Annotated in this window: 2 protein-coding genes; one reads left to right on the forward strand and one right to left on the reverse strand. The window is 71.8% G+C overall.

Annotated features, from left to right (window positions below; genetic code table 11):
• On the forward strand, nt 1–966 hold a 966-nt coding region (locus AB0C29_RS41805), incomplete at its 5' end, for a hypothetical protein (RefSeq protein WP_360832898.1).
• Nucleotides 967–1014: 48 nt separating this feature from the next.
• Here the strand turns inward: AB0C29_RS41805 and AB0C29_RS41810 are convergent.
• Nucleotides 1015–2831: PhoX family phosphatase (locus tag AB0C29_RS41810; RefSeq protein WP_360832901.1), on the reverse strand; the 1817-nt coding region annotated here is incomplete at its 5' end.

Below are 2831 nucleotides of genomic sequence, written 5' to 3' on the forward strand. Positions count from 1 at the left end.
GGCCTGGCCGCCGCCTGGCCCCAAGCGCAGCGCGCCGACCTGCCCGGCAACCTGCGTGACGGGCCGATCTACCACCCGGGCCTGTTCCTGGACGCCCGCACCAGCGTCGGCACCGCGCCCAGCCCCGACGGCACCGCCGAGCGGCTGCTCGTGCGCAACGCCGACGAGACCGTCCGGGAGCTGCGCCGGCGTCCGCTGTCGGGCAACCCCGAGTTCGGTGCCTTCACCATCACCGGCGACGACCTGGTGTGGACGGAATCCGCCGACGGCAGCCCGCTGGAGATCTGGACCACGAAAGTGGCCGGTGGTCCCGCCCGCCGCCTCACCACCGACACCGGCAACGCCGTGTTCTTCGGCTCCCAGTGGGACCTGGTGCCGGCCGACGGCCGGGTGCACTGGGCCGCCGCCGCACCGGAGGGCGAGCAGGTCACCGAGATCCGCTCGGTCCCCCTGACCGGCGGCAAGGTCACCGTCCGCGAGGAGCCGGGCACGTGGGCGCTGACCACCTGGCCGTGGCTGACCAACGGCGGCGGCGACCAGTCCGGCACGACGGTCCTGCGTAACCTGGCGGCCAACAAGGACACCCCGGTCCGCACCACCGGCCCGGAGCTGATCACCTGCTCCGCGACGTGGTGCCGGGTCCTGGTGATGAACGGCGACGGCCTGGCCCGCATCGACCTGATGCACCCGGACGGTTCGGCCCGCCGGCGCGTGGCGGGCAGCGCGGCCGGGGCGGCGGTCCCGGACGTGGCGGTGCTGGACCGCTTCGAGCTGCTGTCGGAGACCGGCCCGGACTCGGACCTGACCGGTACGGCCGGCCTGCTGATCTACGACCTGAAGACGGACCGCACGGTCGACATCAGCCCGGCGGTCGACGGCGTCTTCACCCGCAACGGCGTGCTCTGGTGGGCCACCGGCGACCAGGACAACCTGGTCTGGCACACCCTGGACCTGCGCACCGTCTGAGACGACAGCTCCAGGCGCCGGGGTGACGCCGGGAGCTGTCGGCCGGGCTCAGCTGCCGATCGGGCCGCCGTCCAGGCGCCAGGTCACCACGACCGACGGCTTGGCGAAGTCCCCGTCCGGCCACGTCGAGGCCGGCTTCTCGACGCTCGCGCCGGTGATCTCGCCCGGGTGCTGCACCGCGACGAAGACCGACCGGTCGTCACCGGTGATGAACGGCCCGCACGTCTCCGCGCCCAGCGGCACGGTCAGGAACTGCTTGAGGTGGCCCCGCTCGGAGCCCTCGATCGCCGTGGCGAACAGGCCGTCGTTGCTGCCCAGCGCGTTGCCGTCGGTGGAGATCCACAGGTTGCCGGCGCTGTCGAAGGCCACGTTGTCCGGGCACGAGATCGGCGAGACCGCCGTCTTGTCGTAGCCCGCGAAGTACGTCGACGCGTCCGCCGGGTCCCCGCACAGGATGGGCAGCGACCAGGTGAACGACTCGCCGGTGTGGTCGCCGCGGTCCTCGACCAGTTCGAAGATCTGGCCATGCTTGTTGGCGTTGCGCGGGTTGGCCTCGTCGACGCCGGGGTTGGTGCCGACGCCGCGGTTGGTGTTGTTGGTCATGGCCGCGTAGATCTTGCCCGTACGCGGGCTGGGCTGCACGTCCTCCGGCCGGTCCATCTTGGTGGCGCCGACCGCGTCGCCGGCCAGCCGGGTGAAGGTGAGCACGTCCGCGGCGGTCATGCCGGGCACGTACGAGCGGTTGCCCGACACCAGCTTGATCCAGGTGCCGCGGCCGTCGAAGGCGCCGTCGGACGGCAGCTTGCCGGTGCCGTCGATCTCCGCAGCCGGGCTGTCGCCGCCGAGCTTGGCCACGTAGAGGGTGCCCGACTCCAGCAGGGTCAGGTTGTGCCGGCGGGCGTGCGCCGATTCGCCGGGCACGTACCTGCCGTCGGAGACGAACTTGTAGAGGTAGTCGAACCGCTCGTCGTCACCCATGTACGCGACCACGTGGCCGTTCTTGGCCACGATGACGTTGGCGCCCTCGTGCTTGAGGCGGCCCATCGCCGTGTGCTTGCGCGGGGTCGAGTCGGGGTCGAACGGGTCGACCTCGACGATCCAGCCGAAGCGGTGCGCCTCGTGCGGGTGCCTGGCCAGGTCGAAGCGTTCCTGGGCGCGGTCCCAGCGCCGCGAGCCGCTCGGCACCCGGGCCGTGGTCGAGATGCCGTAACGGGCCAGCTTGGGCTTGAGCGCCTCGGAGGCCGCGTCACCGCCCACGAAGTACTGGTTGAAGTTCTCCTCGCCGGACAGCACGGTGCCCCACGGGGTGACGCCGCCGGAGCAGTTGTTGAGCGTACCGATCGCGGTCCGGCCCTTGGGGTCGGCGGCCGTCCTGAGCCACACCGAGCCGGCGGCCGGGCCGGTGAACGCGAACGGCGTCTCCAGCGCGGTGATCCGCCGGTTGTACGGCAGCCGCCGGGAACGGACGGGCTGCCACTGCCCGGTGCGCTCGACCCGCTCCAGCTCGACGACCGACAGGCCGTGGGCCGCCATCGCGATCTTGAGCTGGTCCACGCTGAGCGCGTCCAGGGTGGTGAAGCCGGGGAACATCAGCTCCTCGTTGGTGTACTCGTGGTTGACCACGAGCAGCGCCCGGCGCCCGTCGCGGCCCAGCGGCAGCACCCCGACGAAGTCGTTGTTGTAGCCGAACTGCGCCGACTGGCGGCGCACGCTCTGCTCGGTGATGTCGAACTCCGGCGCGCCGGGCAGGACCGGGTCGCCCCAGCTCATCACGACGGCCGAGTCGTAGCCGTTCGGGACGATCAGGTTGTCGAGCTTGTTCGGCGGGATGGCCTTGAAGCTCAGCGGGCCGGCCGTCCCCTTCT

It is taken from the genome of Actinoplanes sp. NPDC048791 (assembly GCF_040650095.1).
Classification (GTDB): Bacteria; Actinomycetota; Actinomycetes; order Mycobacteriales; family Micromonosporaceae; genus Actinoplanes.